Source organism: Oribacterium sinus, assembly GCF_014202695.1.
In the GTDB taxonomy this organism is placed as follows: domain Bacteria; phylum Bacillota; class Clostridia; order Lachnospirales; family Lachnospiraceae; genus Oribacterium; species Oribacterium sinus.
Genome location: NZ_JACHHH010000014.1, coordinates 1 through 25,079, shown reverse-complemented (window position 1 = coordinate 25,079; position 25,079 = coordinate 1). Strand labels below are relative to the sequence as shown.

Annotated in this window: 20 protein-coding genes, 1 tRNA gene and 1 other RNA gene; 18 read left to right on the top strand and 4 right to left on the bottom strand. The window is 43.2% G+C overall.

All coding sequences use genetic code 11. The annotated features are described in order from the left end of the window. Positions 1-380 precede the first annotated feature (380 nt). Entirely contained in the window at positions 381-602 is a 222-nt protein-coding gene (locus tag HNQ46_RS11225; protein ID WP_183684770.1) for a hypothetical protein, read from the top strand. Positions 603-657: 55 nt separating this feature from the next. On the opposite strand, the gene HNQ46_RS11220 is transcribed toward HNQ46_RS11225, so the two are convergent. Together HNQ46_RS11220 and HNQ46_RS11215 are read right to left on the bottom strand one after the other, a co-directional pair. Further along, a complete protein-coding gene (locus HNQ46_RS11220) occupies positions 658-1,986 on the bottom strand; it encodes a chloride channel protein (RefSeq protein WP_183684769.1) in 1,329 nt (442 codons plus the stop codon). 22 nt (positions 1,987-2,008) lie between these two features. Further along, a complete protein-coding gene (locus HNQ46_RS11215; protein WP_183684768.1) occupies positions 2,009-2,899 on the bottom strand; it encodes an ROK family protein in 891 nt (296 codons plus the stop codon). 375 nt (positions 2,900-3,274) lie between these two features. Here HNQ46_RS11215 and HNQ46_RS11210 point away from each other — a divergent pair, with 375 nt between their 5' ends. The 9 genes from HNQ46_RS11210 (at position 3,275) to rnpB (ending at position 15,674) form a co-directional block, all read left to right on the top strand. Continuing rightward, positions 3,275-5,257 (top strand): alpha-amylase family glycosyl hydrolase, encoded by a 1,983-nt coding sequence (locus HNQ46_RS11210; RefSeq protein ID WP_183684767.1) that lies wholly within the window; start codon positions 3,275-3,277, stop codon positions 5,255-5,257. A 12-nt stretch (positions 5,258-5,269) separates the two neighbouring features. Next, positions 5,270-6,907 carry a phosphoenolpyruvate--protein phosphotransferase gene (gene ptsP, locus HNQ46_RS11205; RefSeq protein ID WP_183684766.1) on the top strand — a complete coding sequence of 546 codons (1,638 nt, stop codon included), beginning with the start codon at positions 5,270-5,272 and terminating at the stop codon, positions 6,905-6,907. A 192-nt stretch (positions 6,908-7,099) separates the two neighbouring features. Beyond that, positions 7,100-8,407 carry an ABC transporter substrate-binding protein gene (locus HNQ46_RS11200; protein ID WP_183684765.1) on the top strand — a complete coding sequence of 436 codons (1,308 nt, stop codon included), beginning with the start codon at positions 7,100-7,102 and terminating at the stop codon, positions 8,405-8,407. 210 nt (positions 8,408-8,617) lie between these two features. After that, positions 8,618-9,961 (top strand): ABC transporter substrate-binding protein, encoded by a 1,344-nt coding sequence (locus tag HNQ46_RS11195; RefSeq protein WP_183684764.1) that lies wholly within the window; start codon positions 8,618-8,620, stop codon positions 9,959-9,961. Between the two features lie 202 nt (positions 9,962-10,163). After that, positions 10,164-11,069 (top strand): carbohydrate ABC transporter permease, encoded by a 906-nt coding sequence (locus HNQ46_RS11190; RefSeq protein WP_183684763.1) that lies wholly within the window; start codon positions 10,164-10,166, stop codon positions 11,067-11,069. A gap of 13 nt (positions 11,070-11,082) precedes the next feature. Then, positions 11,083-11,922, top strand: coding sequence for a carbohydrate ABC transporter permease (locus tag HNQ46_RS11185; RefSeq protein WP_183684762.1), 840 nt, complete (start codon positions 11,083-11,085; stop codon positions 11,920-11,922). A gap of 15 nt (positions 11,923-11,937) precedes the next feature. Beyond that, a complete protein-coding gene (locus HNQ46_RS11180; RefSeq protein ID WP_183684761.1) occupies positions 11,938-14,229 on the top strand; it encodes an alpha-galactosidase in 2,292 nt (763 codons plus the stop codon). 158 nt (positions 14,230-14,387) lie between these two features. Continuing rightward, positions 14,388-15,275, top strand: coding sequence for an AraC family transcriptional regulator (locus tag HNQ46_RS11175; RefSeq protein WP_243155930.1), 888 nt, complete (start codon positions 14,388-14,390; stop codon positions 15,273-15,275). Between the two features lie 65 nt (positions 15,276-15,340). After that, positions 15,341-15,674: RNase P RNA component class A (gene rnpB, locus HNQ46_RS11170), an RNA gene on the top strand. Between the two features lie 25 nt (positions 15,675-15,699). Here rnpB and HNQ46_RS11165 read toward each other — a convergent pair. Beyond that, positions 15,700-16,185 (bottom strand): peptidylprolyl isomerase, encoded by a 486-nt coding sequence (locus HNQ46_RS11165; RefSeq protein ID WP_183684759.1) that lies wholly within the window; start codon positions 16,183-16,185, stop codon positions 15,700-15,702. 121 nt (positions 16,186-16,306) lie between these two features. Between HNQ46_RS11165 and HNQ46_RS11160 the strand changes: the two genes are divergently transcribed. The 8 genes from HNQ46_RS11160 (at position 16,307) to sufU (ending at position 24,719) form a co-directional block, all read left to right on the top strand. Further along, on the top strand, positions 16,307-17,371 hold the full coding sequence (locus HNQ46_RS11160; RefSeq protein WP_183684758.1) for a radical SAM protein: 1,065 nt from the start codon (positions 16,307-16,309) through the stop codon (positions 17,369-17,371). A 134-nt stretch (positions 17,372-17,505) separates the two neighbouring features. Beyond that, positions 17,506-19,008, top strand: a complete 1,503-nt coding sequence (gene glpK / locus HNQ46_RS11155; RefSeq protein ID WP_183684757.1) for a glycerol kinase GlpK — start codon at positions 17,506-17,508, stop codon at positions 19,006-19,008. A gap of 68 nt (positions 19,009-19,076) precedes the next feature. Next, the gene (locus HNQ46_RS11150; protein WP_243155929.1) at positions 19,077-19,430 is read left to right on the top strand and encodes a DUF1667 domain-containing protein; all 354 of its coding nucleotides are present in this window, start codon (positions 19,077-19,079) and stop codon (positions 19,428-19,430) included. Positions 19,431-19,766: 336 nt separating this feature from the next. Next, entirely contained in the window at positions 19,767-20,513 is a 747-nt protein-coding gene (gene sufC / locus HNQ46_RS11145) for a Fe-S cluster assembly ATPase SufC (RefSeq protein WP_183684756.1), read from the top strand. 30 nt (positions 20,514-20,543) lie between these two features. Continuing rightward, entirely contained in the window at positions 20,544-21,959 is a 1,416-nt protein-coding gene (gene sufB, locus HNQ46_RS11140) for a Fe-S cluster assembly protein SufB (RefSeq protein WP_183684755.1), read from the top strand. Between the two features lie 12 nt (positions 21,960-21,971). After that, positions 21,972-23,027, top strand: coding sequence for a SufD family Fe-S cluster assembly protein (locus tag HNQ46_RS11135; RefSeq protein ID WP_183684754.1), 1,056 nt, complete (start codon positions 21,972-21,974; stop codon positions 23,025-23,027). Beyond that, positions 23,027-24,262 (top strand): aminotransferase class V-fold PLP-dependent enzyme, encoded by a 1,236-nt coding sequence (locus tag HNQ46_RS11130; protein WP_183684753.1) that lies wholly within the window; start codon positions 23,027-23,029, stop codon positions 24,260-24,262. Before HNQ46_RS11135 ends, HNQ46_RS11130 begins: the two co-directional genes overlap by 1 nt. Further along, positions 24,252-24,719 carry a Fe-S cluster assembly sulfur transfer protein SufU gene (gene sufU, locus HNQ46_RS11125; RefSeq protein ID WP_183684752.1) on the top strand — a complete coding sequence of 156 codons (468 nt, stop codon included), beginning with the start codon at positions 24,252-24,254 and terminating at the stop codon, positions 24,717-24,719. Before HNQ46_RS11130 ends, sufU begins: the two co-directional genes overlap by 11 nt. Positions 24,720-24,812: 93 nt before the next feature. On the opposite strand, the gene HNQ46_RS11120 is transcribed toward sufU, so the two are convergent. Beyond that, a tRNA-Ser gene (locus tag HNQ46_RS11120) sits at positions 24,813-24,896 on the bottom strand. Positions 24,897-25,079: the final 183 nt, after the last annotated feature.

Sequence of the window (25,079 nt, the reverse complement as noted above, 5' to 3'; positions counted from 1 at the left end):
CAATAATGTAATAGAAGTATTCTTTTTAAAATAATCACAGTATTCTTTTTAAAATACACCGAAGCAGTATAGCATAAAGAGACTATGGAAGCAAAATAAAGCATATTATGAAGATATAGCCTAAGGTATAGAATAGTCGGAAAGGGAAAGGAAAGACGATCAAGGGGACAATAAAGCTAAGAGAGGCAAAATAATACTTGTCAGAAAAAGGAACTTAGGCTATGCTCTTTTAGAAAATATTAGCCTAGGCTAACATAAATCAAAACAGCATAAAGTAATGATAGCATTGAAAGCATTATGCAAAGAAGAGTGCTTGTCATGTTGGATGCTTATCGAGTAGTGGAGAAGTAATTTGAATTATCAAGAAAAGGAGAAATGACATGAATCCCATGGAGTTAATGCAGTTTAGTAGAGATTTGGATGATTTTCAGGCAAACCACCCCAAGGTAGCTAAGTTCCTACAAATAGAATTTGGTAAGGGCTTACCGGAAGGAACCATTCTGGAATTAAAGATTCAAAGGCCGGGGGAAGAAGAGAAAGTTACTAATCTGCGGGTTAAGCCGGAGGATAAGGGCTTGGCAAACCGTTTTAAAAAAGGCTAAATGAGATACCTCGCGCACTGCGAAGGAAACTCGTTAAGAAAATAAATGAGCATACCTAATGGGTATGCTCATTTATTTCTTCTTCCTCTGTTTTGGAAAAGAGTATTTTTTGGCTGTGATAAAGTCCGTAATTCCCTGAGAAAAGATAACTGATGGCTATGGCTAAAAGGAAGTAGGAAGAGGCCTGGAAGCCGAATAGCTCAAAGCTGATGAGTAAGGCGGTCAGAGGACAGTTGGTGACGCCGCAGAAGAGGGCAGTCATTCCCAGTGCCGCACATAGAGAAGGGTCCAATGGCAAAAATCGGCTTAATGCATTGCCCAGCGTTGCTCCTATAAACAAGGAAGGAACAATCTCTCCACCCTGAAATCCGCCCCCAAGAGAAACGGAAGTAAAGAGAATTTTCAAGAAAAAGGCAAAGAGAAAAATCTTTGTTCCGGGTTCATGAATCGTTTGCGTAATCAGCTGAATACCGGTTCCGTTATAGATATTGGTGTTTAGCGCCAAAGTGGCAAGGAGAACGATGGCTCCGCTTACAAAAATACGTAGATAAGGATTTGGAAAGTATTTGCTAAATAAATCCTTTGCTTTATGGGCGCAGGAGACAAATACTATACTTACCAAAGCGGCGGCAATAGCCAGCAGAAGAGTATATAGGGCGGAGGACCAATCCATTTCCGCCATCAGAGAAAGGGCAAGATTCGGTTCCTCCGCATGAATGACCTTTTCCGCAAAAAAATGGGCTGTTAAGGCTGAAACGGTACAGGGGAGTAAGGCGGTATAGTAAATACTGCCTACGGTGCAGAGCTCTATGGCAAAGATAGCGGCCGCTATCGGGGTACCGAAGAGCCCGGAAAAAGCTGCACTCATTCCGCACATCATAATTCTTCTTTGCTCTTTCTCAGAAAGATGTAAAACTCTGCCGATACTGGAGCCTAGAGAGCCCCCTACTTGTAAAGCGGCACCTTCCCGACCTACGGAAGCGCCGAAGAGATGGGAAAGCACAGTGCTGAAAATAATCAGAGGAGCCATTTCCACCGGCAACTTTTCTCCTCTTCGCACCGACTCAATCACCAGATTGGTACCCTTTTTGTTTTTGTCAGACAGAATGCTGTATGCGAAGACCAAAAGAAGTCCGGCAAAGGGGAGGGCAAAAAGAAGCTGGGGGTGCTTTACCCGGAATGCGGAAGCCAGTACGATACCATGGGCAAAGAAGGCGGAAATACTGCCTACAACAGCACCGGTAAGAATACCCAGCAGAATCCATTTTAAACCGTTTTTATAGGTCTCCTTTACTTTTTCAAGCTTTGCTAATCTGCTTTGATTTTTCTCTTTCCTGCTGTTGTTTTTTTTGCTTTCTGGTATTGCTTCATTTTGCGCATTCATTGTTCTAAACTTCCCTATGTTGTTATTTTAAATTCAAGCTACTTTCTTTCTTTGCATCGATGGCAAGCTGTAAACAACCCAGTATACCCTGATTGTCGTTTAAGCTGGCAGGGACGATATAATGGTCTAAATCTGCTAATTCTTTGGTTTTCAGATAGTCATTTAACTGGGCGGCTACTTCTTTACGAATTAAAGGAAAGAGCTGTTCCTGATGCATTACGCCGCCTCCCAGAATAATTCTCTCCGGACTGAGGGTTAAGATCAGATTACATAGAGCCTGACCGATGTAGTATGCCTCAATTTCCCATACTTCTTTTTGATTTACCAGTTCAATGCCTTTCTTTCCGTATCTTTTTTCAAGAGCAGGGCCTGAGGCCATACCTTCAAAACAATTCTTGTGGAAGGGGCAGTTTCCCGCAAAGGAATCCTTCGGATGGGGAACCAAGAGCATATGTCCGAGCTCCGGGTGTAACATACCGTGCAGTAATTTTCCATTACTGATAACGCCGCCGCCGATTCCGGTACCGATGGTAATGTAAATGGCATTTTCCAGCCCCTTACTGGAACCGAAGGAAATCTCTCCCAGAAGAGAACCGTTTACATCCGTATCAAAGCCCATGGGAATGGATAAAGCCTTTTGTAAAGTAGGAATCAGAGGATAGTTCTGCCACTTGAGCTTTGGGGTACTGGTAATATAGCCATAGGTTTTGGAATCTTTATGCAAATCGATGGGACCGAAGCAGGCTACACCCAGGGCGACAATGTCTTTATCCTTAAAATAATCGATAATTTTAGGAATGGTCTCCTCCGGGCTTAAGGTGGGAATGGAAACCTGCTCAATAATCTTTCCGTTCTCCTCGCAAACGGCACAAATCATCTTAGTTCCACCGGCTTCTAGGGATCCGTAATACATATATTTACCTCGCTTTAATTCTGAACAAGAAACCCGAATATAATTTCGGCTTCCTTGCTTATGATGGAATGCAGAAAACTCTACAATTTCTTTTCCCTTCAGTGTATAGAATGCTTGACAAAAATGCAATGTCTATTCCCTTTTTCTTTTGATTATCCATGCTTTTTGTATAAGTTGAATATTTTATTTTATTAAATAGAAACAAAGTGTATCCTCTGTTTCACTTTTCCTTGTTGCTTATTTTGCTTTAGGGTATAATGAGGAAAATGTTCCAAAGAAGAAAAGAGTTAGTTTTTCAGGCATCTTGGAAGATGAGCGCTTGGAGAGGTCAAGTCTTTACCTTCTAGAAAAGCTATAATAGAAAGGGATATCAGTATGGGGAAGAAAAAGGAAACGGGTAGCAAAGAGCATAAAACAGATAAGATGAAGATAGAAGAATGCACCGAAAAGAGGCTGAGAGCATTGGAGCCCAATGCAGTGAAAACGAAGGTAACGAATACGGTAGAGGAAGTTCAGGATGACTATATTACGGCTTATCAGAACCGTCTGGCTACCCATATGGATGAGTTGAAATGGCTATATTATGAGCTGTATAGAAGCAATGAACAATCCTTTCAATATTTTCTTTCTCTTTTGGATAAATATGCCAGAGAACGGTCTCCTGAGCTTAGAGCATTAGACCAAGAAAGAATGAGAAAGCCCCAGTGGTTTAAAGGAAACAACCTTATCGGAGTTCTTTTATATACCAATTGCTTCGGAAAAGACTTAAAGGGCGTGGAAAAAAGGATTCCTTACCTTAAGGAATGTGGCTTTAATTATATGCATTTGATGCCTATTCTGGAGAGTCCAAAGGAAAAGTCTGACGGGGGGTATGCGGTATCCAATTTCCACAAGGTTCAACCGGAATTGGGAACTATGGATGATCTTAAGAGTTTATGTTCTGTCTGCCATGAAGAAGGAATCAGTGTTTGTTTGGATTTTGTCATGAACCATTGCTCCGAGGAACATGAGTGGGTAAAACGTGCCAAGAACGGCGAACAAGAATTTCAGGATCGTTTCTTTATGTTTAATGACTGGGGGCTTCCCAATGAATTTGAACGTACAGTTCCTCAGGTTTTTCCGGAGTCCGCTCCCGGTAATTTCACCTATTGTGAAGAAGCGAAAAAGGTTGTTATGACTACCTTTTATCCGTATCAGTGGGATTTGAACTATGGGAATCCTACGGTTTTAAATGATATGTTGGAAAATATGCTCTTCCTGTGTAATCAGGGAGCGGATGTTTTCCGCCTGGATGCGGTTCCTTATATTTGGAAAAAGCTGGGTACAAACTGTCGAAACCTTCCGGAGGTACATACATTAGTTCGCATCTTCCGTATGGCGATGGAAATAGTGGCTCCCGGTGTATTGCTTTTGGGAGAAGTGGTAATGGAGCCTCAAAAGGTAGTTCCTTACTTTGGAAGTCTGGAGAAGCCCCAGTGTCACATGCTGTATAATGTTACCACTATGGCATCTACCTGGCATACCGTAGCTACCCAGGATACCCGTTTGATGCAGCATCAGCTGGGACAGGTCTTTGCCCTTCCGAAGGACATGGTATTTCTGAATTACCTTCGTTGTCATGATGATATCGGTTGGGGACTGGACTACGCTTTCCTGGAGCAGTTTTCCATTACGGAGATTCCGCATAAAGCCTTTTTAAATGCTTATTTCAGAGGCTTTACGGAGGATTCCGATGCAAGAGGAGAGCTGTATAATGATGATCCGGTACGGGGAGATGCCAGACTCTGCGGTACCACCGCATCTCTTTGCGGATTGGAAGCGGCTGCCTATGAAAAGGATGAGCATAAAATCAAAGAGGCTTTGCAGCTTGACTTAATGCTCCATGCCTTTTTGCTGAGTCAGTCCGGTATACCGGTACTTTATTCCGGAGATGAGATTGGACAGGAAAATGACTACAGCTATCATGAGGATGATATTAAAAAAGTGGATTCCCGTTATCTTCATCGTGGAAATTTCCCATGGGAAAAGGCGGAGAAGAGAAAGAAAAAGGGCAGTATAGAAGAAAAGATTTTCACCGGTTTGAAGGAGCTAGAGGATTTAAGAAGAAAGCATAAAGCATTTTCAACCATGGCGGATACTTGGATAATTGATACAAAGAACATCCATGTCCTTGCCTTTGGAAGATATTATGAAGGAGAAAAGATTCTTTGCTTCTACAACTTTGCCAGATCCGAGCAGGTGGCCTATGTGTCCGAAGTGGAGGATTATGTGGATCTACTTTCCGGAAAGTCCTGTAAAGCAAGAGACCTTGTTCTTCCTGCCCATGGATTTTTGTGGTTGAAAACCTCCTTTGTCTAAAGAGGAAAGTTTATGAAGATACTGGAAGGACTTTCCGCCTTTTCAGGCATTGCCATGGGACCGGTACATTTTAAAAGGAAGCTTCAATTTTCCTACCTGAAAAAATCCGGAGAAGGTATAGAGGAGGAAAAAAGGAGGGGAAAAGAAGCCTTTTTAAAGTCAATAGCGAAGGAAGAGGAATTTTATCAAAAGGCTCTTTTGGAAATGCAGAATGAGGATGCAAAGATATTTTCGGTTCATGCGTTGATGCTTTCCGATGAAATTCTGCAAAACAGTGTATTTAGCTTGGTACAAAAGGGTCATACCATGGAATATGCGGTGAAAAAAGCCTTTACTAAACAGGAAAAGCTTTTTCGGCGTATGGAGGATCCATATTTTCGGGAACGTGCGGAGGATATGCAGGATATTCTGAACTTGATGCTTTCTATTTTAAGCGGAAAGGAAGTCGCAACCAAGGAAGAGCCTTGTGTTTTATTGGCAGAGGACCTTGGGCCATCGGACACCATTCGTTTTCCGAAAGATAAGCTGTTGGGATTTATTACGGAGAAGGGATCCTTACAAAGTCATACGGCGATTCTGGCGGCATCCTTGGGAATCCCGGCTTTGGTACAATGTAAAGGGCTGAGGGGAATAGAAGACGGAGAATACTGTATTATTGATGGTGAAAAAGCGGTGGCTTATTTTTCTCCTACGGAGGAAGTGCTGGCTTATTACCGGGAGCTTATGGAAAAAAAGAAAGAAGAACGGCAAGAGCTTGAAAAACTGAGAGATGAGGAATGTGTTAGTTTGGACGGAAAGCACATAAAATTATATGGCAATATGTCGTCTCCGGTAGATGCCAAAAAGCTGCTAAAATCCGGTGCTGAAGGAATCGGTCTGTATCGTACGGAATTTTTATTTTTAGAGGAAGGCAAGCTTCCTTCCGAGGAAACACAGTTTCAAAGCTATCGGGAAATCTTGGAGGAAATGAAAGGAAGAGAAGTCATTATTCGAACCTGTGATTTGGGAGCGGATAAGATTCTTTCCTATCATGCCGGTGCAAAGGAGGAAAATCCTGCTCTAGGTCTTCGGGGGATTCGATTTTGCCTTACGGAAAAGGAAATGTTCTGTACACAAATCAGAGCCTTATTGCGGGCTTCTGCCTACGGTAAGCTTTCGGTAATGCTTCCGATGATCAGTAGTTTGGAAGAAGTCAGAGAAAGCAAAGCCTTATTTCACAAATGCAGGACAGAACTTGAAAAACAAGGGGTTCCTATGGCGGAAAGAATACCCTTAGGGGTGATGATTGAAACTCCTGCTGCAGTCTTTATAGCAGAAGACTTGGCCAAAGAGCTTGATTTTTTCTCTATCGGTACCAATGACTTATCCCAGTATCTTTTGGCGATAGACAGACAAAATGCCATGGTACACAGTTTTTATCATAAAAAGCATCCTGCTATTCTGAGAGCCATCAAAGAAGTGGCGGAAAAGGGAAAGCAGGCGGGAATATCGGTGGGAGTCTGCGGAGAATTTGCTGCTGACCCGGATTTCACCGCTTTCTTTCTTCATCTGGGAGTGGATAAATTGTCCATGAACGGGCCTTCCATCTTGCCGATAAAGAAGAAAATTCTTTGCTGTGACAGTAGCAAAGAATATGACAGAATCCCATAACATTTTTCTGTATTATCACAACATTTTTCCATATTATATTTTCCTGCCGGAAGTATAATATGGGGTAGAATATTGTTTTCAAGAGCGAAGCTGGAGAAGAAAGATTTTTTCGAAACCGATTTGGGTATGCTTTTTTGAAGCTGATTCCGGGAAGGTTTTTGTGCGGAGGCTCTTGCGCTTTAGGAGGAAAAGATGAAAAAAAGAAGTTTAGCGGTATCAGTAGTGATGGGGCTTATGGCTCTGGGATTGGTTGCTTGCGGCGGAAGCAAGAGCTCTTCTTCCGAGAGTACAGCAAGCGGAAGCGGTGAGCAGGGAGCTTCCTCTGACGAGCTTTCCGTTGCAATTTGGGATACCAACCAGGAACCGGGACTTAAGGAGATTTTAGATGATTTCACTAAGGAGACCGGAATCAAGACCAAGATTTCCGTTGTAAAGTGGAATGAGTACTGGACTATGTTGGAGGCAGGAGCACAGGGAGGATCTTTACCGGATGTTTTCTGGATGCACTCTAATGAATCAGAGCGTTATATGAGTAATGATATGCTCTTGGATTTGACAGATAAGATTAAGGCTTCCGATAAGATTAAAGTAGAGAACTATCCGGGGGATATCTGGGGACTTTATACCTATAATGACCATTATTATGCAGTTCCTAAGGACGTTGATACTATTGCCATTTGGTACAATAAAAAGCTTTTCGACGAGGCAGGGGTTCCTTATCCTACTTCCGACTGGACTTGGGATGATTTAACAGAAACCGCAAGAAAGCTGACAAAGTCTGACGGATCTCAGTACGGTTTGGCAGTGAAGATGGATAACAATCAGGCAGGATATTATAACCTGATTTATGATAAGGGCGGATATGTTATCAGTGATGATAAGAAGAAGTCCGGATGGGATGATCCAAAGACCATCGAAGGAATGAATATTTTAGATACTTGGATTAAAGAAGGCTTGATGCCATCCGCTGAGACTATGTCCGAGAACGGAGAGGAAGTATTATTCCAGTCCGGAAAGGTAGCTATGGTTCCTCAGGGCTCTTGGATGATTGCCAGCTATAAGGCTAATGAGTACACAGCGCAGAATGCCGATATTGTAGAGCTTCCCAAGGACGCTAAAACAGGTAAGAGAGTTTCCTTATACAACGGTTTAGGATGGGCTGCCGCAAAGAACGGTAAGCACACAGAAGAAGCATGGAAGCTGATTGAGTATTTGGGATCTGAGCCGGCACAGAAGAAGCAGGCTGAACTTGGAGTAACCATGTCCGCTTACAAGGGAACCTCCGATGCATGGGTAAAGAGTGCAAACTTTAACCTGCAGGCTTATCTGAACATGATGGATGACATGGTAATTCGTCCTTATTCCAGAAGTACTGTAAGCTGGGAAAATGCAGATAATGAAATCATCACCAAGGTTTATACCGGAGAGCTTACCATGGAAGAAGCATGTAAGCAGATGGCAGAACAAATGAATGAAAAGCTTGCAGAAGAGCAGAAGTAATTTGATTCTTAACGAGTATCGCACGCGTAGTGTGCGATACTCGTTTAAAAGAAAAGTACCAGGGTCGATTGTGTATAGAAGAGGGGTTGTGAAAAAAGAAGGGACGAAAGATGAATTCTTTTTTTACAGCCTCTTTTTCTAAAATTTCCAAGAGCTATCCTCGGGAATGCCTGTTTGCTTACCTTTCAATTTTTTTAAAAGGAGGCAAGTATGTTAAGGAAGTACGCATTGACAATGGGCTTAAGCCTTTTAGGCTTGATGGCCTGCGGACAGAAGACGGATAATTCCGGAGGGAATTCTTCGGAGGGCTCCGGAACAACAGCTCAGGAGAGCGCAAAGGAAACTGCGAAAGCAGAGGGAGAAAACAATTCGGACGTAACTCTCTCCGTATCCATCTGGGATACCAATCAGGAGCCCGGACTGGAAGAAATCATGGCAGATTTCACGAAGGAAACAGGAATTAAAACGAAGATTACCGTTGTACGCTGGGCGGATTACTGGACTGCTATGGAGGCTGCCGCGCAGGGTGGCTCTTTACCGGATGTTTTCTGGATGCATTCCAATGAGTCGGAGCGGTACATGAGTAACGGCATGCTTTTGGATTTGACGGATTACATTAAGAATTCTGAAGTAATTAAAAAGGAGAATTACCCAACAGACATCTGGAGTCTTTACGGTTATGAGGGCAAGGACTATGCGGTGCCAAAGGACATTGATACCATTGCTCTTTGGTACAATAAGAAGATGTTTGATGAGGCAGGCCTTGCTTATCCTACAGCAGACTGGACCTGGGATGACTTGACGGAAGCTGCCAGAAAGTTAAAGAAGCCGGATGGTTCTCAGTATGGTTTTTGCTTAAGGCCAAACAATGATCAGGCAGGCTATTATAATATGATTTTGGACAGAGGCGGATATATTCTGAATGATGACAAGACAAAATCCGGTTATGATGATCCGAAGAGTATTGAAGCCATGCAGATTTTGGAGACCTGGATTAAGGAAGATCTGATTCCTTCCGCTGAGACCATGTCCGAAAACTCTGAAGACGTTTTGTTCCAGTCCGGAAAAGTAGCCATGATTACCCAGGGCTCCTGGATGATTGCGGCACATAAGAAGAATGATTTCAGCTTGGCCAATGCGGATTGCGTAGAGCTTCCCAAGGATAAAGTGACCGGAAGAAGAGTATCCATTTATAACGGTTTAGGATGGGCTGCTGCAGCCAATACAAAGCATAAGGACGAGGCTTGGAAGTTGATTGAATACATGGGTTCCGAAAAGGCCCAGAGAAAACAGGCAGAGCTTGGTATTACCATGTCCGCTTACAAGGGAACTTCCGAAGCATGGGCAAAAAGTGCTCCCTTTAATTTACAGGCATATCTTAATATGATGGAGGATATGGAGATTCTTCCTTTCTCCAGAAGTACAGTAAGCTGGGAGGATGCCAATACAGAGTTGGTTACCAAGGTATATACCGGAGAGCTGACGATGGAGGAAGCTTGTAAAAAGATGGCGGCGCAGATGAATGAGAAGCTTGCTGAAGAGCATGCTAAGTAAATATAAAAATGAGCGAAACAGCATTTAAAACAGTATTTATCAAAACTTTTCAAAAAGCGTTCTTAATAGCATTCACAACAGCATTTATTACGGCATTTATCACGGCGCTTTTGAAAGCTTTCAAAACGCTAAATAAGGCAAGGAAATAAAATGTTGCAAAAACAAACTTTGAAGTCCGGTATTTAGTAGAAAAGGAGTAGCTATGGCGGAAGAGAAAAAGAAAGGATTTTCGTTTACCAGTAGAGAGAAAAACGAATTTATCTGGGGCTGGTTATTTATCCTGCCAACGATAATCGGCTTGGTGGTTTTAAATATTATACCGATTATCAACACCATTTATCAAAGCTTCTTTAAGACGGGAGACTTTGGTAGAGGAAATATTTTTGTTGGCTTGCAAAATTACCAGAAGGTTTTTGCAGATAAGGAAATCTGGCAGGCCCTGTTGAATACGGTGCGTTATGCGATTGTGGAAGTCCCCTTCTCCATAGCTATTTCCCTGGTTTTGGCAGTGCTGTTAAATAAGAAAATTAAAGGGAGATCGGTGTATAGAACCATTATCTTCCTTCCCATGGTGGCGGCTCCTGCTGCTATTGCCATGGTTTGGCGTTGGCTCTATAATTCCGACTTCGGTTTGTTAAATCATATTTTTCATAGCAAAATTAACTGGGTAAGCAGCCCAAGTATTGCCGTTTACAGTATTGCGGTAATCGGTATTTGGTCTATTTTGGGATATAACATGGTGCTTTTCCTTGCGGGATTACAGGAAATTCCCGGAGATTATTATGAGGCGGCGGAGATTGACGGGGCAACCGGTATTTCCAGCTTCTTTAACATTACCCTGCCTTTACTTTCTCCCACAATTTTCTTTGTTTTGGTAACCAGAGTCATTGCCAGCTTACAGGTATTTGACTTGATTTATATGGTTATTGATAACACTAACCCGGCACTGGGAAAAACCCAGTCTTTGGTATATCTTTTCTATAGGTATTCTTTTGTAAACAAAAACATCGGTTATGGTTCAACCATTGTGGTGGTGCTCCTCCTTCTGACTTTACTGGTTACTGTGTTACAGATGATCGGGCAGAAGAAGTGGGTTTACTATAATTAAGAAAGGAGTACCTATGGATAGCTTAGAGAGAAATAGAAAAATCAGTAGTTTTGTCGTGCATCTTGCCCTGGTATTGATTTCCATTACCATGTTGGTTCCCTTTTTCTGGATGGTACTGACAGCCTTTAAGAGTACTACAGAGGCAACCTCCGTGAATCCTTTTATTATCTTCCCGAAGGTTTGGCGAACAGATGCCTTCAAGGCGGTTATTGCCAATATGAATTTTCTTCTGCTCTATAGAAATACCCTGCTTTTGATTTTCTTTAGAGTGCTTTGTGCGGTGGTAACGGCAACTATGGCGGGCTATGCCTTTGCCAGACTCCGTTTTCCGGGAAGAGACCTGGCATTTTCCCTGGTTTTATTCCAAATGATGGTGCCTAATCAGGTCTTTTTGATTCCGCAGTATTTGATGGTTTCCAAGATGGGAATGTTAAATACGATTTTTGCACTGGTTTTCCCGGGACTGGTTACCGCCTTTGGAACCTTCCTTTTAAGACAGGGCTTTATGGGACTGCCCAAGGACCTGGAGGAGGCGGCCAGACTGGATGGCTGTAATATCGGACAAACCTTTCTTTTCGTGATGATGCCTTTGATGCGTTCTTCCATGGTGGCACTTGGAATTTTCACAGCCCTCTTTGCCTATAAGGATTTGATGTGGCCCATGATTGTAAATACGGATAAGGATATGTTGGTTTTATCCTCTGCTTTAGCAAAGATGCAGGGGCAGTATGTGGTGAAATTCCCGGAACTGATGGCGGCTTCTTTAATTGCCTGTGTTCCTATGATTATCTTGTATATTTTGTTCCAAAAGCAGTTTATTGAAGGAATTGCTACCAGTGGCGGAAAGCTGTAGGAATGGAGGCGTAGAATGCATTTTGATATAGTTTTTCATGAAAAAGAAAGAGTTTTTCACTTATATAACGAGAAGATTTCCTATCTTATGCGGGTAATGGAAAATGAGCAGCTGGAGCATTTGTATTATGGAAAGAGAATCCATGATAGAGAAGGGTTTTCCTCCCTCCATGAAGAGGCTCAGCGTTCTCAGATGAGCATTTGTATTCCGGAACCGGGCTCACTTTCTATGCATTACAGCTCCCAGGAATATCCTTCCTACGGAACGGGAGATTATCGTAGCCCCGCCTTTTCCATTTTGCAGGAAAATGGTAGTAGGGTATCCGACTTCCGTTACCGGGGCTATGAGATTAAGAAGGGAAAGCCAAGCTACCTGCCCTTACCTATGTCTTATGTGGAAGAGGATGATGAGGCTTTGACCTTGGATATTTTCTTGGTGGATGCTGTCAGTGAGACAGAGCTTCGTCTGGAATATACCCTTTATAGAGATTATCCGGTGCTTTGCCGAAATGTTTGTTTTACCCAAATGGGAGCAGAAAAAATCCACTTAGAGGCAGCTCTTAGTATGAGTGTAGAGTTCTTAGATAAGGACTTTACCATGCTTCACCTGGCAGGAGCTTGGGGAAGAGAACGTTATGTGAAAAGCAGAAAATTGGAAATGGGTATTCAAAGTATTCAAAGTTTAAACGGTACCTGTTCCGGTGCGGAGCATAACCCCTTTATTGCCCTGCTTCGCCCGGATGCCAACGAGGATCAGGGAAAGGTTTACGGCTTTAACCTGGTTTATAGTGGAAACTTCCTTTCTCAAGTAGAGGTATCCACCTTCGATATGACCAGAGTGATGCTGGGAATTAATCCCCAGAACTTTTCCTACTGCCTTTCAGAGGGTGAGTCCTTCCAAAGCCCGGAGGTGGTGATGGCCTATTCCGAGGATGGCTTGAACGGTTTAAGTCAGGTTTATCACCGTTTCTTTAAAAACCGCCTTATGCACGGAAAATACAAGAATCAGGAACGTCCGATTCTTTTAAATAACTGGGAAGCTACCTTCTTTGACTTTAATGAGGAGAAGATTCTTCACATTGCTAAGAAGGCAAAGGAAGTGGGAGCGGAACTTTTCGTATTGGATGATGGATGGTTTGGAAAGAGAAATGATGATTACAGAGGCCTTGGAGACTGGGATGCTAACTTAGAAAAGCTTCCTCAGGGCATTGCGGGTCTGTCTAAGAAGGTAGAGGCTTTGGGACTAAAGTTCGGTCTTTGGTTTGAAGTGGAAATGGTCAATATGGATTCTGACTTGTACCGGGCTCATCCGGATTGGATGATTGCTACTCCCGGACGTTTTCCAAGCCATGCCAGACACCAGCATGTATTGGATTATTCCAGAAAAGAGGTTGTAGACTATATTTACGGAAAGATGGCAAAGATTCTAAGAGAATCCTCCATTTCCTATATTAAGTGGGATATGAACCGCTATATGTCCGAGCCTTATTCCGCTGCATTGAATGCGGAGAGACAGGGAGAGATGATGCATAGATATATTCTTGGAGTCTATGATTTGTATCATCGCCTGACTACGGAGTTCCCTGATGTGCTTTTTGAATCCTGCGCCAGCGGGGGAGCCAGATATGATGCGGGACTGATGTATTATGCTCCCCAGACCTGGTGCAGTGATGACTCTGATGCGGCGGAGAGAGCAAAGATTCAGTACGGAACCTCCATTGCCTACCCTATTGTCAGCATTGGTTCCCATGTTTCTCAAGTGCCCAATCAGCAGCTTTACAGAAATACCCCATTGGAAACCAGAGCCAATATGGCTTACTTTGGAACCTTTGGCTATGAGCTGGATTTAAATCTTCTTCCGGAGAAGGAAATTGAAGAGGTAAAGAAGCAGATTCAGTTTATGAAGGAGTATCGAAAGCTGATTCAGATTGACGGAGATTTTTACCGCCTTCTTTCTCCCTTTAAGGGAAATGAAACTGCCTTTATGGTGGTATCTCCTAAGAAGGATCAAGCTCTGGCTATGTATTTCCAGACCTTAAATCATGTGAATGCTTCTTGGATTCGCTTTAAGTTAAAGGGCTTGGAGGAGAATCGTCTATATAGAGTACAGGCGGATTTAAGCCCTTGCTTGGAAAGACTGGAAAATCCTGTTTTACATGCTTCCTTTAATTTGGAAAAGAAGAGCTTGGATTATCTGGCATACGGAAGTGAGCTTATGGAAGTGGGCATTCCTATTTCCAGAGATGATTTAAGCAGAAAGGGAGGAGACTTTGCCTCCATCCTTTTCAAGATTGATGCCAAGTCTTAGGTAGAAAGAAAAATTAATATAGGAGGTAGAGAGAGGAGAGTCTATGGAGAATAGCAAAGAGAAGAACCCTTTTCTTTTCTTCATTCCGGTCTCCCTCTCTTTTTACTGAGATGGAAAAACAAACGATAGATTTTGTGAAAGATCCCTTTGGTTGTTTTTTGGGAGAAGAGCAACGCTATTACAATTTCCAGGATGCAGAAAATAAGGCTTCCGACCTACAGCTGATGTATTGCGGAAAAGAACGTTGTGTTCCGGGGCATCGTTATGGACCAAATAAGCGAAATTTGTATCTTTTGCATGTGGTCTATTCCGGTGTAGGGACATTATTCGTTAACGGAGAATACTATCATTTATCCAAGGGGAATGCGTTTCTTTTATATCCCCACATGGAAGCTTGGTATGAGGCGGATTTAACGGATCCCTGGTCATACTTTTGGATTGGTGTGAGGGGAGTGGATGCGGACAGTTTTTTTACCGAAGCCGGTTTTAGCAAGGAAAAACCGGTGGGGATCGTGCATCAGATGGATAATCTATTATTGTATATTAATAAAATTCTGCAAAAACAGGATTATACCATTGAAGAGCAATTATCCAGAAGTGCCTATATGCATTTGTTTTTTGCCAACCTTCTCAGGGGAAAGCAGGAAGAAATGCATTGGGGAGGCCCTTTAAAGGATTTAGGCAGTCACAGTGCCAGAGTGAGAGCTTATCTGGATGAGCATTATCATGAAGATATCTCCATTACTGCTTTAGCCAAGGAAATGGGAATACATAGAGCCCATCTTTTTAACAGTTTTAAAAAGGATACCGGCTACTCTCCCAAGGAATATCTACTTTATATCCGGATGCAAAATGCCAAAGCCATGCTTCGGAGAACAGGAAAGTCCATAGCGGAGATTGCCTATATGGTGGGCTATCACGACCCTTTAAGCTTTTCCAAGATTTTTCGGCAGAAAATTGGAGTAAGTCCTTTGCAATATAGAAACATGAAAGAAGAAATGCTGTATAACCGGGAAACCGGGGAATATTTGCAACATTTGTATTGAGGAAAATGTATTAAGGAAAATGGATTTTCTTGACAAAAAAGAATTTCATAAGCTAGACTTTAACGGAACTAAGGTGAATGGTCGCTGCTGCCAAGTGCAGGAGAGGAAAGTCCGGGCTTCATAGAGCAGGATGCCTGATAACGTCAGGTTGAGGTGACTCACAGGAAAGTGCAACAGAAAAGAACCGCCGGTTTCCGGTAAGGGTGAAAAGGGGGTGTAAGAGACCACCGGTTTCCTGGTAACAGGAAATGCTATGTAAACCCCATCCGAAGCAAGGTTAAACAGAGGGCATAAGGTGGCTCGCCTGCCCTCGGGTAAACCGCTTGAGGCTTATGGCGACATAAGTCCTAGATAGATGACCATTTTTAACATAACCCGGCTTATAGCCATAGTTCCCCCCTCTCTTAGGAGAGGGGGATTTTTTTTAGGCTTCTACTTCTACCTTTTCCATGATTACCTTTTCTACAGGAGCATCCTGAAAACCGGTTTCTACAGAAGCAATTTCGTCCACTACATCCAAGCCTTCGATTACCTTTCCGAATGCGGCATACTGTCCATCCAGGTGGGGAGCGGCTTCATGCATGATAAAGAACTGGGAGCCAGCAGAGTTTGGATCCATGGAACGAGCCATAGAGATAACTCCCTTTTCATGCTTTAAAGGATTGTCTACACCGTTGCTCTTAAACTCCCCCTTAATGCTGTGTCCGGGACCGCCCATACCGTTTCCATCAGGATCCCCGCCCTGAATCATAAAGCCGGAAATGATGCGGTGGAAGGTCAGCCCGTTATAAAAGCCCTTCTTTACCAGGTCTAAAAAGTTCTCTACGGTAATGGGAGCAGTTTCAGGATACAGTTCCAAACGAATCACCTTGCCACTGTCCATCGTAATGCGTACAATAGGATTTGCCATAATACACTCCTTTATTCTGATAAATTATTGTGAAATCAAAGGAATTGTATCAGCTTTTTAGAGGGCTTACAAGCCGGACTTAAATAGAATAAGCGGGAAAAATGAGGATAACGTATCGAAAATGTCGCAAATACAGGAAATAGATGAAATTCAGGAAGAGAAATCTAATATAATACAAGGAGAGAAATCTCAGATAGTACGGGAAGAAAAACCTAAGATAGCACGGGAAGAAAAAACTAATATAGTACAGGAAGAAAAATCCAATACGGTTCAGGGCGGAGAGAAGCAAAGTATTCTTTCCTATGCTTCCTGTAGACTTTGCCCAAGGGAATGTAAGGTGAATCGCTTTAAAGGTGAGCGGGGATTTTGTCATGCGGGAAGTGTCATGCATATCGGTAGAGCAGCTCCTCATTTTTGGGAGGAACCCTGTATTTCCGGAAGCAAGGGAAGCGGAACCATTTTCTTTTCTTATTGCAGTCTGTCCTGTGTTTTTTGCCAAAACCAAAGGCTTTCTCGGGGAGAAATCGGGGAGGTGGTTTCTGTTGAAGAGCTTTATCAGCATTTTCTGAGCTTGGAAAAGCTGGGCTGTCATAATATTAATCTGGTTACGGGAGAGCATTATCTTCCGGGGATTTTAGAAGCGATTGGCTTGGCTAAGAAAAGAGGCTTTAGCTTGCCTTTTGTCTGGAACTGCTCCGGTTATCAAAGTAGTGAGGTATTGGCAAGCTGCGAAGGGCTTATCGATATTTATCTTTTTGATTTTAAATATATAAAGGAAGACACGGCTTTACGCTATTCCAAGGCAAAGGACTACCCGATGAGGGCAAAGGAAGCTCTGGCGGAGTGTATACGCCAGTGTCCCGAACTTGAATATAAGGAGGGGCTTTTACAAAAAGGTGTGATTCTTCGACATTTGCTCCTGCCGAATCAGGTGTATCAGGCAAAAAAAGTGTTAAAATATGCCTATGAAGAGTACGGAGAAAATATTTTATACAGTTTACTTTGGCAATACATTCCTTATGGAAATCTTGAGGCTTACCCGGAGATTGACCGTCGAGTCTACGGAAAAGAGTATGAAAAATGGATTCGTTATGCTGAAGAGCTAGGAATTCAAAACGCCTATATGCAAGAGGAAGAAAGTGCCAAAGAAAGCTTTATTCCGGAATTTACGGAAAAAAGAATTTAGAGAAGATATGTTTTGCGTGGTATATAAATGGAAACGTTAAACAATAAAGAGCATAAAGTGTAATAAATATCCAGGTAGGCAAAGAAAGTTTGCAGTAAAGAGAAATTATCAGGCAATTATAGAAAGGATATGAAATGAAAAAATATATCATGGCCTTAGATGCGGGTACCACCAGTACCAGAGCCATCCTTTTTGACGAAGAGGGAGAGTCTATATTCAAGGCTCAAAAAGAGTTTCCCCAGTATTACCCTAAACCCGGTTATGTGGAGCATCATCCCAATGAAATCTGGCAAAGCCAGTTGGCGGTAGCAAGAGAATGTCTGGAAAAGTCCGGAATTCCCTCAGAGGCTTTATTGGCCATCGGTATCACAAATCAAAGGGAAAGTACCATTGTTTGGGATAGAAAGACGGGACAGGCCATTTATCCAGCTATTGTCTGGCAGTGCAGAAGAACTACGGAATGGATTAAGGAAGCGCAAAAGGCCCATCCGGAGATTTCAGAAAAAATTCGGGAAAAAACCGGTCTGGTTTTTGATCCTTATTTTTCCGCCACGAAAATTCGTTGGATTTTAGACCATGTGGAGGGGGCTCAGGAAAGGGCGGAGGCAGGAGAACTATGTTTCGGTACCGTGGATACCTGGCTGATGTATAAGCTGAGTAAGGGAAACTGTTTTGTGACGGATTATACTAATGCCTCAAGAACGCTGCTGTTTAACATTCACAGCTTGGAATGGGATGAGGAGCTTCTGTCCTTCTTTGGAATTCCCAAGGCAATGCTTCCCAAGGTGAATCCCTCCTCCGGCTTTTTCGGTGAGGTGGATTCGGAATTTTTGGGAAGGCCTGTTCCTATCTGTGGAGTGGCTGGAGATCAGCAGGCGGCTCTTTTCGGACAATGCTGCTTCCAAAAGGGAGATGTGAAAAATACCTACGGTACAGGCTGTTTTATGCTGATGAATACAGGAAATCAGGCTATTCTTTCAAAACACGGCTTGCTGAGTACCATTGCCTGGGGCATTGACGGGAAGGTGCAGTACGCTTTAGAGGGCTCGGTTTATGTAGGTGGAGCGGTCATTCAGTGGCTAAGAGATGAGTTGCACATGTTGGATAAGGCGGAGGATTCGGAATATTTTGCTTCCAAGGTGGAGGACAGCAACGGTTGTTATATTGTGCCTGCATTTACCGGACTGGGCGCGCCCTACTGGGACCCCTTTGCCAGGGGAAGTATTACCGGTCTTACCAGAGGTGTGAATAAAAATCACATTATCCGGGCCGCCTTGGAGTCCATTGCCTTTCAAAGCAGAGACCTGCTTTTGGCCATGGAGCAGGATATGGGCCAGCGCCTTAGAAGTCTTCGGGTGGATGGAGGAGCCTCCGGTAATAATTTCCTCATGCAGTTTCAAGCGGATTTAATGCAGGCCTCCGTGATTCGTCCCCGTTCTATAGAAACCACCGCCTTGGGAGCAGCCTATCTTGCGGGACTTTCTGTTGGACTCTATGAATCCATGGACAGCCTGGAGGAGAGACATCATGTGGAAATGGAGTTCTTCCCCAAGATGACCCGGGAGAAAAGAGAAGAAAAAGTCCGGGGCTGGAAAAAAGCATTGGAAGCAAGCTTCGGTTTCGGTAAAGAGGATTAAAGGAAAAGGGCATCAAAGGAAAAGAATGTTTTGACAATAGATTTTTACTTACGGAAAGAGGGAACAATTTGGAAACAAAAATGACTTGTATGAACTGTAGAAAAGGCTGCACCTTGGAAGTAAGCTTCGAAGGAAACAGATTGATTTCCGTCACAGGCAATGGATGTGGAAGAGGGAAGGATTTTGCCGAAAGAGAGATTTCCGAGACTAAGGCTAGCTTTCTCTCGGAGATTCGCTTGATAGGTTCCAAGGAATTTCTTCCGGTAAAGACGGAGAAAGCCATTCCCAAGGAGAAATTTTCAGAGGCGGAGGCATTTTGTAAGGGCTTCCGAGTACCTATTCCTATCCGAATAGGCGATGTCTTGGTAAATGACTTCTGTCAAACCGGAGTTCGCTTGATAGCCTTGAAAAGTATACGTTAATATTAATCAGGAAGTATTGAAGAGAATAGATTCCTAAAATATAGTTAGTGTTGTATAACCAAAAGAAGAGACAAAGGCTTGCTATTACAGGCTTTTTTCTCTTCTTTTGTTTTTTTTCTTATAATCCTATAAAATTACTAGGAATAGTATTGTCACATGATTTTGCCTCGTTTATAATCCCAAACATAGTCAAGAAGATGTTATGAATTGCTGTTATTGGTTCAGAATTAAAGAATCAGGGAATTGAACCGTATCGTTTGTACAGATTGGTTTACGGTGGCAAGTCCAAGCATCTTAATGATAAGACAGAAAGGTCTTTATATATTTGGAGGGAATATGGCGGAATTACTAAAGATAAAAGATTTATCCGTTTCAGTAGAAGAAAAAGGAATTTTAAAGAATGTGAACCTGTCCATCAATAAGGGTGAAACCCATGTACTGATGGGGCCTAACGGAGCAGGAAAGTCCACCTTGGGAAATGCTCTTATGGGAAATCCCCGGTACAGCATTACCAACGGACAGATTCTTTTTGACGGGGAAGATATTACCCATGAAGCGGTGGATAAGAGAGCTAAGAGAGGAATTTTCCTTTCCTTCCAAAACCCCTTGGAGGTTCCGGGAGTAAGCCTCGGAAACTTCATTCGTTCCGCTATGGAACAGCGTTTCGGAAAGAGAATCCGCCTTTGGGATTTTCGTAAGGAGCTTAAGAAGTCCATGGATATCCTGGGGATGGATCATAGCTATGCAGAGCGTGATTTAAATGTAGGTTTCTCCGGTGGAGAGAAAAAGAAGGCGGAGATTTTACAGCTTCTGATGTTAAAACCCGGTCTTGCCATTCTTGATGAGACAGATTCCGGACTGGATGTGGATGCGGTAAGAACCGTTTCCGAAGGGATCAAGGAGTATCAGAAGAATATGGAAGGCTCCCTTTTAATTATCACCCACTCTACAAGAATTTTAGAGTCCTTGACAGTAGATAAGACGCATGTGGTGATTAACGGTGTGATGAAGGCTGAGGGAGACGGAAGTCTGGTAGATAAAATCAACAACGAAGGTTTTGAATCTTTTTTGGAGAAGGAATAAATCCTTCTATTTGGAAAGCTAGAGGATAGTATGGCAAAGGAAAGAACAGAAGTTCAAGATATTGATCGTTCTTTATATGATTTTCGATATGAAGAAAAGGACAGCGACTTCTATAAAATCAAAGAGGGCTTAACAGCGGAAATCGTAGAGGAGATTTCGGATAAGAAAAATGATCCTCAGTGGATGAGGGATTTTCGCCTAAAGGCCTTGGAAGTTTATCATAAAACAGATATCCCCAATTGGGGACCGGATATCTCCGACTTAAACATGGATAATATTGTGACCTATGTTAAGCCGAAAACCAAGATGTCCGCAGACTGGGAAGAGGTTCCCGAGGATATTAAGAATACCTTTGAAAAGCTTGGTATCCCTGAGGCGGAAAGAAAGAGCTTAGCAGGTGTGGGCGCTCAGTATGACTCTGAGCTTGTATACCATAACCTGCAGGAGGAGGTAGCTGCCAAGGGTGTGGTTTATTCCGATATCGAATCTGCCCTTCACGGTCCTTACGGGGAAATGATTGAGAAGCATTTTATGAAGCTGGTTCCCCCAACAGACCATAAGTTTGCGGCTCTTCACGGGGCGGTATGGTCCGGTGGTTCCTTCGTGTATGTTCCCAAGGGGGTAAATGTTGAAATTCCCCTCCAGTCCTATTTCCGTCTGAATGCACCGGGAGCAGGACAGTTTGAACATACCTTAATCATTGTGGATGAGGGAGCGGAGTTACACTTTATTGAAGGCTGTTCCGCACCGAAGTACAATGTGGCAAACCTCCATGCGGGATGTGTAGAGCTTTTCGTTGGAAAAAATGCCAAGCTTCGTTATTCCACCATTGAGAACTGGTCCAAGAATATGTATAACTTAAACACCAAAAGAGCCAGAGTGGAAGAAAACGGTATTATGGAATGGGTTTCCGGTTCCTTCGGTTCCCATATTTCCTATCTGTATCCTATGACCATTTTAAAGGGAGATAATGCCAGGGCAGAATTTACCGGAGTAACCTTTGCGGGAGCAGGGCAGAATCTGGATACCGGTGCCAAGATGGTGCATATCGGAAAAGATACCAGCTCCTATATCAATACCCGTTCTATTTCCAAGAGCGGCGGTATTTCCACCTATCGTTCTGCGGTGGTAATTCAAAATCAGGCGAAAAATGCAAAGTCTGCGGTATCCTGTCAATCTTTGATGCTGGATGATCAGTCCCGTTCCGATACGGTTCCTGCCATTGATGTTCGTACTAACCAGGCGGATGTGGGACATGAGGCAAAGATTGGAAGAATCTCCGATGAAGCGGTATTTTATCTGATGTCCCGAGGCATTCCCGAGGAGGAGGCTAAATCTCTGATTGTCAGCGGATTTGCGGACTCCGTTTCCAAGGAGTTACCTTTGGAATATGCGGTGGAGATGAATAACCTGATTCGTTTGGAGATGGTGGGAGCCATCGGCTAGGAAGGAGGAATTGTGCGTACAGAAGAATTAATTATCAATAAAATGCCGGTTCCTACATTTCGCTGGCTGAAAATGAATGAAAGTAAAATTAAGATTGAGGGAGCATTTCAATCCTTTACACCGGAAATAGAAGAAGAGGCCACTAGAGGAGAGGGAGACTTCTCTCGAGTAGTCAGCGGTTTGGGAGAGGAATTAGCCGGTCTTGCGAAGGAAGACGGCTGTGAAAGCACCGGCTATCGCATTAAAAAGGGTGAAGCCAAGGCTCCCATGATTATGCATTTTCTTTATGAGAGTAAAGAGAACCAGCATTCTTCCTTCTGCTTCTATCTGGAGGAGGGGGCAAAGCTTACTCTCTTCTTGCATAGAGAATCAGAGGAGAAGGCGGAAGGTTCCGCTTATTTACAGGAAAAGTTTATTTTAGAAAAAAATGCAGAGCTGAATCTGATTTTGGTGAGTAAGTTCGGTGATGCATTCCAAAGCTATGATGATTTATCTTTGCAGCTTCAGGAATCTTCGAAGGTAAAGCTTAGCGCAATTCATCTTTGCGGAAAGAGTGCCCATATAGGCTATCGGGCTGATCTTTTAGGAAACCGCAGTGAGGCGGAGATGCATCTTGGCTACTTCTTGGAGAAGCAGGAGAGAGCGGACTACAACCTTTTGGTAAATCATTTCGGAAAGAAGAGCGAGTCTCATATTTACTGTGACGGCGTTCTGAGAGGAGAAGCCTTCAAAATTTTCCGCGGCACTATTGACCTAAAGCATGGGGCAAAGGGTGCCTGCGGTAATGAACAGGAAAATGTGCTTTTGATGGATGACAATGTGGTAAACCAGACCATCCCGGTCATTCTTTGTGATGAGGATGATGTGGAAGGAAACCACGGTGCTACCATCGGTCGTTTGGACGAGGACAGTGTCTTTTATATGCAAAGTAGGGGCATGGATTTGGAAAGCACCTATGAGCTGATGGCGGAAGCCAGAATGGAAAATGTTATTCACAGCATTTCCGATAAGAGTATTCAGGCATATATTGAGGAGACTATCAGAGGAAAGGGTAAGGAAGAGGAATAATGGAATTGGCAAGAGAGGAATTGGCGAAAAAATTAAAAGAAGATTTTCCTATTTTCAAAACAGGAAGTTTTGCCTACTTGGATAATGCGGCAACTACCCAAAAGCCAAAGCAGGTTTTGGAAGCTATGGAGCATTATTATCATGCGGAAAATGCCAACCCTCTCCGTGGGCTCTACGAGCTTTCTTTAAAGGCTACGGAAGCCTATGAAGAGGCGAGGGAAGCTGTGGCGAAGTTCCTGAATGCGAAGGAAAGTGCGGAAATCATCTTTGTAAGAAATGCTACCGAGGGATTGAACCTTATCGCCTATACCTATGGCAGAGCCTTTTTGCAGGAGGGAGATGAAATCATGCTCCCGATTTCGGAGCATCACAGTAATTTTATTCCCTGGCAGCAGCTGGCAAAGGAAAAGGGATTAAAGCTTCATTTTCTGGAGCCCAATGAAGAGGGCATTATTACGGAAGAAAGCTTCCGAGCAGTATTAAATCCAAAGGTAAAGCTGGTGGCCATGGCGCAGGTTTCCAATGTTCTTGGAAATATTCAGGACATTAAACTGTTTGCAAAGCTTACGCATGAAATTGGAGCGGTATTTGTTTGTGACGGAGCCCAGTCCGTTCCCCACACCAAGGTGGATGTTCAGGATTTGGATGTGGACTTTTTGGTATTTTCCGGCCATAAGCTCTATGCTCCCATGGGAATCGGCGCCGTATACGGAAAGAAGGAGCTTCTGGAAAAGATGCCTCCCTTCCTTTTCGGCGGAGAAATGATTGAATATGTGACCAAGGAAGGCGCCACCTGGGCAGAGCTTCCTCATAAGTTTGAGGCGGGTACGGTAAATGTTGGCGGTGCGGTTGGTCTTACAGCGGCGATTTCTTATCTTGATAAAGTCGGATTTTCCTTTATTGAGGAAAGAGAGGCGGAGCTCTGTGCTTATCTCATGGAGGGAATGGAAAAAATCCCCCATGTACACATCATAGGTTCCAAAGATCCGAAAAGACATCATGGCATTGTAACCTTTACTATAGACGGGGTTCATCCCCATGATATTGCAGCCATTTTCAATTCCAATCAGGTTTGCGTCCGGGCGGGACACCACTGTGCTCAGCCTTTGATGAAATTCCTGGGAACACCAAGTACCACCAGAGTCAGTCTTGGCCTTTACAATACTAAGGAAGATGTGGATGCCTTTTTGGCGGCGTTAAAAACTATTCGAGGAGTGATGGGATATGGGGAGTAATACCTATTATAATGAGATTTTAACAGAGCATAATATTCGTCCGAACAATAAATATAAGATGGAGGATGCCAGCTTTTCTTTAGAGGGAGTGAACCCCAGCTGTGGAGACGATATCGTCTTGTATTTAAAGTTGGATAAGGATAATGTTATTTCCGAAGCCAGCTTTGATGGAGACGGCTGTGCAATTTCTCAGGCCAGTGCAGATATTATGTGCGATTTAATCATAGGAAAAACAAAGGACGAAGCCCTTCGGCTTTCTGAAATCTTTCTGCGCATGATTCGGGGAAAGATTTCGGAGGAGGAAAAGGAAGAGCTGGAAGAAGCCGGAATCCTGGAGGATATTTCCCACATGCCTGCCAGAGTAAAGTGTGCCGTACTTGGTTGGAGAACCATGGATGAAATCTTTAAGGATGCGGATGAAGGAAAGATTGACAAGTATTCCGGAAAGTTTGATTAAAAGGGGCTTACAGCTCCTTTTTTGGTGAATTAAGGTAAGAAAAGAGCCTTGATTTATGTCGTTTCTTACATAAATCAAGGCTCTTTATCTTAGCGACGAGGATGGGACTTGAACCCACAACCCGCAGAACGGGCACCAACTTTCCAGGCTGGCCGACTACCATTATCACACCTCGTCTCAATCAACTGTGCCAGTATACCATTAGCTTTTTTGAAAATCAAGCATTATTTTTTAGAACTTTGCTGTATTTTTCGAAACGATACGTTATAATCCCGTCTTTGACAGTTGCGAAAGAGTCAAGAGCCCATAAACGGCGTAATTACGCCATTTATGAGCTCTTGTTTTCTTTTTGAATTCTAG